Source organism: Streptomyces sp. (assembly GCF_036524955.1).
Taxonomy (GTDB): domain Bacteria; phylum Actinomycetota; class Actinomycetes; order Streptomycetales; family Streptomycetaceae; genus Actinacidiphila.
On record NZ_DATDBG010000322.1, the window covers coordinates 1 to 4,248 of the forward strand.

Genomic DNA, 4,248 nt, shown 5'->3' on the forward strand with positions numbered 1-4,248 from the left:
ACGTTCTCTGCCCGCCCGCGCCCGCCCGCGCGCGGGGCGTCCGCGCTGTTTCAAGGTAATGGGATTACCTTGGTCCCCTCCGCCTCGGGCGCGCGGGGCGTCCTGGGGAGTCGTGTCCGAGACGGTCACAACTGGCCTCCGCGCCCCGCGCGCCCGGGTCATCCCTTTCCCGACGTGCGGATACAGCGAGGCCCCGGCTGTCTTCCTCCAGCCGGGGCCTCGCCTTCGCCGTACCGCCCGCGGGGGAGCACGCGGTACGGCGGTCTCAGGTGACCGTCAACGGGCGGACGGGAGGAACAGCCCCCGCACCCGGCGCCGGTCCGTCTCCGGCCCACGGCGGGCAGCCTCCGCCTGGCGCATCGCCGCGATGACGTCCGCGTACCGCGGGTCGATCCACACCCACCTCATGTGCGCCCCCGCCACGGTCAGGCCGCGGCGAGCGCCGGCACGAGACCCGGCGCCAGGTCCGGGTCCCTGACGCCGCACATCGGGGCGTGCCCGCACGACGCGGCCACCGGTACCCGGCCCTCGGCCGGCAGCATCCACAGCTCGGGGTCCGGGTTGTGGCCGGTCTCCCGGATCGCCGCGACCGTGCGCTCCAGGACGTCGCTCTTCTGCCGCGAGGTGTCCGGCCGCTCCGGGTAGTGGTGCACGAACGCCCCCAGACGCTCGCACAGGCGCGCGTACAGGGCGGTGTGGAGGATCAGGGCGTGCCATCCCTCATCCACGATCCGCGACGGCGCTATCGGGGCGCCGGGGTTGCGGGCCGCGGTGGCGACGAACGCCAGCGCCTCGACCCCGACCTGCTCGGCGGTGTCCTTGTCCATGCCCGGGTTGTTGTCCTGCACGGTGGCCGTGACCGCGGCGAGCTCGGCCGGGGCGATCAGGGTACGGGCGTCGAGGGTGAGCATCTGGTGAGTCCTCCTGGGTGGTTGGGTTGGGGCCCCGCCACCGTGCGCACGGGGGAAGGCGCCGGTGGCGGGGAGTTGGTGGGCCGTCAGTAGCCCGGCTCGGGCTGGTGGTAGAGCGGGCTGCCGTCGTGGCCGGCCGGGTGCTCGGCGAGCCGCACGATCCCGTACTGGTCGACACACGGCGGGCAGGCGTACACGATCGCCACGCTGGACGCCCGCTCGACCGCGGCTACCGCGACGGGGTCGGCGACCATCCCCCCGTGCCGGAAGCACAGCTCCACCCCGCCGGACGCGTTGACCGTCATCGACTCTTTCCCTTCCCGTGGCAGGCGCACCCGCACGCGATCTGCCGCATGGCCGGCACCCCGGCCGGGAGGACGCCCGGCAGGTACATCGGGCCGGCGGCACCGCAGCGGGCGTGCGCCTCGGGCACGTCAAGGTTGACGCAGTACACGGACACCGGCACCTTCGCGGCCGGGGGCGTCACCAGGTGGGCCCGTCATGGGGCGATGTCCGCTCCTCGCGCAGCCGGTCGGCCAGCAGCTCCCCCGTGGTGACGGGGCGGATGTGCTCGCGGCGGGCCCGCCACTCGATCCCGCCGCCAATCGGGCGGAGGAAGACCGAGACCGTGCTGAGAGTGATGTCGGCCACCGTGCCATACCGGCCGGTGGCCTCGTCGAACACGGGGAGGCCCGGGACGGGTGTTGGGGGCGTAGCATCCGGCATGTCGACCTGCCTTGTAGGTGGACCGCACCCCGGGCCGTGCCACCGGCCGCGGGGGTTTTCTCTCGGCGACGGTAGAAGCGCGGCGCGCACGCCCGCGAGCGTTGTGCACCCATGTGCATGAAGAACCCTCGGCTGGGTGCATGTTCGAAAGGCGGCCTTGACCGGCTCATCCGCATGCGGGGATGGTGGCGCACAAACGCGCACCAGACCCGAGGAGAGAGCCGCCATGGCCTTACTGTTCATCGGCATCGACCCCGAGACCGGGCAGAACGGGTCTCCCACTGCCTGGGTGGACCTCGACACCCGCGACATCGTCCTCCAGGGCTACACCGCCGACGACGCCACCCGCCAGGAGTGCATCGACAACACGGCCCCCGGCCACGCCAAGGGCATCCCCGCCCACGAGACCGTCATCCGATTCCCTGCCCACCTGATCCCGCTGCTGAGGGAGGCGTGCGATGCCGCAGATCGACTTTAGGGCCCTCATGGAGGCGGCCCGTACGTCCGCCGTGCACCTGGAGATGCGTGACCAGTACGCCGTCGTCGACGAAGCCGACGACTTCACGCAGTGGCAGACCACCGGCCAGCGCGACGCCGAACCCGGCTCCGCCTACTGGGCCCCCTGGGTCGACCTCATCTCGCGTGCGCGCCAACGCGGTGTCACAGTGCGCCGGGCCCGCATCGTGTCGGAGCCGGTCACCGAGTACATCCGCTACGAGCACGCTGGCACCCCGGTCAACGTGGCCGCCGGCGAAGACGTCCGCTGGCTGCCCCGCCAGCAGGCCGCCACGCTCCTACTGCCGGGAGCCGATCTGTGGGTCTTCGACGCGGAGACAGTCCTGTTCAATCACTTCACCGGCGACGGCGACTGGGCCGACCCCGACATGGAGCTGTCGACCGACCCGACCGTCGTCAAGCAGTGCGCCGACGCCTTCGACGCCGTGTGGGCCCGCGCCGTACCGCACGACCAGTACAAGATCCGCTAGCCAGGAAGCACCGGTAGACCAGCCCATGTCCGCATCCCCGTCGTCCTCGGCCCAGGCGGCACGCGAAGATGTGGCGCGGCGCCTCCGCGGCCTGCGCCGCACCGCCGGCCTCACGGTCGCCGAGCTGGCCTCCCGGTGCAACTGGCACCACGCCAAGACGAGCAGGATCGAGAACGCCCGCACCCCGCCGTCTCCCACCGACATCCGGCTGTGGTGCCGAGCCGCCGGGGCCGAGGATCAGGCGAGCGACCTGATCTCGGCCTCGCTACACGCCGAGTCCTTGTACACCGAGTGGAAGCGGCAGGCGCGCAATGGCCTTCGCCAGCTCCAGAACAGCTACCTGGCGCTCTACCACTCCACCGAGACCTTCCGCGTCTACTCCACCACGGTGGTTCCCGGCCTGCTCCAGACCGAGGGCTACGCCCGGGCGTTGCTGGGCACCAACGCCCGGTTCCTCGGTCTGCCGGACGACGGCCCGGAGGCCGCGGCGGCCCGCCTGGAACGCTCGAAGATCATCCATGAGGCCGGGCACCGGTTCGTCCTCCTGGTCGAAGAGGCGGTGCTGCGCTACCAGCTCGGCGACGCGGAGGCGATGGCCGCTCAGCTCGGGCATCTACTCAGCGCTGGCGCCCTGCCAGCCATCTCGCTGGGCATCATCCCGATGGCCAGCCGAGAGCGCCGCCTGTGGGCTGCGGAGACCTTCAACATTTACGACCAGTCGTTGGTCTCCGTCGAGCTGCTGTCGGCCCAGGTCAACATCACTCAGCCCAGCGAGATCGCCCTGTACCTGCGCGCGTTCGACGACCTGCGCCAGATGGCCGTGTACGGCGCGGATGCGCGGGGGCTGATCGTCCGGGCGATCGACGCGCTGCACTGACTGCGGACGCACGAAAGGCCCCCCCCGGCGCGTGGCCGGAGACGGGGGCGGTGTCAGCGGTACAGGGCGATCAGGCTGGTCACGGTCCCGCCGATACCGGCGAGGGTAGCGAGGGCGGGCAGCGGCCACCGGCCGCGCTTCAGGGACTCGACGTCGGCCCGCAGGTCCCGCACCCACTTCTCGGTGTCGTCCCTCAGCTGCTTCGTGTCCTTCTCGGTGTCGGTGCGGAGCTGCTTGACGTCCGCGTCGGTGCGGGAGGTCCGCTCGACCAGGACGGCGAGCGACCCCTTGATGTCGGCCAGGCCCGTGCGGATCTCCCCCCTCAACTCGGCGAGCTCGACGGCGACGGTCACTGTCTCGGGCGGCGTCACCCCATCACCCCCGATGCCGGGTCGTGGTCCGCGGGCAGCGTCGAGGCGGTGCCCGGTCGGCCGACGTGGCCGGCCGCCCAGCTTTTCGCCGCGGCGGCCGCGAGGGCGACTGGCGGCGCCCACCACACCGGCAGGTCCGCCAGGGCGACCGCGGCCAGGCCCAGCCCGGCCTCGGCGCCGGTCCAGGCGACGCGCTCCAGCAGGTCGAGCAGGAACGGGCTTGTCTTCATCAGTCCACCACCTTGAATCCGTGCTTCTCGCCGAGCCGGGCGAGGCTGGCCTTTCCGGGGATGCCGTCCGCGGCCGGCCCGGTGTACCCGCAGTGGCGCTGCCAGGCGGCGTAGGCGTCGCGGGTGCGGGTCCCGAAGCTGCCGTCG

The 4,248-nt window shown here is 72.2% G+C and carries 9 protein-coding genes; 3 read left to right on the forward strand and 6 right to left on the reverse strand.

Annotated elements, in window-relative coordinates:
* Positions 1 to 276: 276 nt before the first annotated feature.
* From VIW71_RS25345 to VIW71_RS25360, 4 genes are all read right to left on the reverse strand, one after another.
* Positions 277 to 408, reverse strand: coding sequence for a hypothetical protein (locus VIW71_RS25345; protein WP_331624957.1), 132 nt, complete (start codon positions 406 to 408; stop codon positions 277 to 279).
* 17 nt (positions 409 to 425) lie between these two features.
* On the reverse strand, positions 426 to 911 hold the full coding sequence (locus VIW71_RS25350; protein WP_331624958.1) for a glycine-rich domain-containing protein: 486 nt from the start codon (positions 909 to 911) through the stop codon (positions 426 to 428).
* A gap of 86 nt (positions 912 to 997) precedes the next feature.
* Positions 998 to 1,216 carry a hypothetical protein gene (locus VIW71_RS25355; RefSeq protein ID WP_331624960.1) on the reverse strand — a complete coding sequence of 73 codons (219 nt, stop codon included), beginning with the start codon at positions 1,214 to 1,216 and terminating at the stop codon, positions 998 to 1,000.
* Positions 1,217 to 1,394: 178 nt separating this feature from the next.
* On the reverse strand, positions 1,395 to 1,637 hold the full coding sequence (locus VIW71_RS25360; RefSeq protein WP_331624961.1) for a hypothetical protein: 243 nt from the start codon (positions 1,635 to 1,637) through the stop codon (positions 1,395 to 1,397).
* Between the two features lie 226 nt (positions 1,638 to 1,863).
* Between VIW71_RS25360 and VIW71_RS25365 the strand changes: the two genes are divergently transcribed.
* Genes VIW71_RS25365 through VIW71_RS25375 form a run of 3 tightly spaced genes read left to right on the forward strand, consistent with a single transcriptional unit; the run spans position 1,864 to position 3,500 of the window.
* Positions 1,864 to 2,115: a hypothetical protein gene (locus tag VIW71_RS25365; RefSeq protein WP_331624962.1), complete on the forward strand. Its 252-nt coding sequence runs from the start codon at positions 1,864 to 1,866 to the stop codon at positions 2,113 to 2,115.
* Positions 2,096 to 2,623 (forward strand): DUF6879 family protein, encoded by a 528-nt coding sequence (locus VIW71_RS25370; RefSeq protein ID WP_331624963.1) that lies wholly within the window; start codon positions 2,096 to 2,098, stop codon positions 2,621 to 2,623. The genes VIW71_RS25365 and VIW71_RS25370 overlap by 20 nt, the downstream gene beginning before the upstream one ends.
* 25 nt (positions 2,624 to 2,648) lie before the next feature.
* The gene (locus VIW71_RS25375) at positions 2,649 to 3,500 is read left to right on the forward strand and encodes a helix-turn-helix domain-containing protein (protein ID WP_331624964.1); all 852 of its coding nucleotides are present in this window, start codon (positions 2,649 to 2,651) and stop codon (positions 3,498 to 3,500) included.
* Positions 3,501 to 3,553: 53 nt separating this feature from the next.
* Here VIW71_RS25375 and VIW71_RS25380 read toward each other — a convergent pair whose 3' ends face one another.
* Together VIW71_RS25380 and VIW71_RS25385 are read right to left on the reverse strand one after the other, a co-directional pair.
* A complete protein-coding gene (locus VIW71_RS25380) occupies positions 3,554 to 3,871 on the reverse strand; it encodes a hypothetical protein (protein WP_331624965.1) in 318 nt (105 codons plus the stop codon).
* Complete coding sequence (locus VIW71_RS25385; protein WP_331624967.1) at positions 3,868 to 4,101, reverse strand: hypothetical protein; 234 nt, start codon at positions 4,099 to 4,101, stop codon at positions 3,868 to 3,870. The genes VIW71_RS25380 and VIW71_RS25385 overlap by 4 nt, the downstream gene beginning before the upstream one ends.
* Positions 4,102 to 4,248 lie beyond the last annotated feature (147 nt).

Excerpts from the sequence above, each read along its gene's own strand:
- VIW71_RS25345 (WP_331624957.1), bottom strand. The coding sequence starts at position 408 with ATGAGGTGGGTGTGGATCGACCCGCGGTACGCGGACGTCATCGCGGCG.
- VIW71_RS25350 (WP_331624958.1), bottom strand. The coding sequence starts at position 911 with ATGCTCACCCTCGACGCCCGTACCCTGATCGCCCCGGCCGAGCTCGCC.
- VIW71_RS25355 (WP_331624960.1), bottom strand. The coding sequence starts at position 1,216 with ATGACGGTCAACGCGTCCGGCGGGGTGGAGCTGTGCTTCCGGCACGGG.
- VIW71_RS25360 (WP_331624961.1), bottom strand. The coding sequence starts at position 1,637 with ATGCCGGATGCTACGCCCCCAACACCCGTCCCGGGCCTCCCCGTGTTC.
- VIW71_RS25365 (WP_331624962.1), top strand. The coding sequence starts at position 1,864 with ATGGCCTTACTGTTCATCGGCATCGACCCCGAGACCGGGCAGAACGGG.
- VIW71_RS25370 (WP_331624963.1), top strand. The coding sequence starts at position 2,096 with ATGCCGCAGATCGACTTTAGGGCCCTCATGGAGGCGGCCCGTACGTCC.
- VIW71_RS25375 (WP_331624964.1), top strand. The coding sequence starts at position 2,649 with ATGTCCGCATCCCCGTCGTCCTCGGCCCAGGCGGCACGCGAAGATGTG.
- VIW71_RS25385 (WP_331624967.1), bottom strand. The coding sequence starts at position 4,101 with ATGAAGACAAGCCCGTTCCTGCTCGACCTGCTGGAGCGCGTCGCCTGG.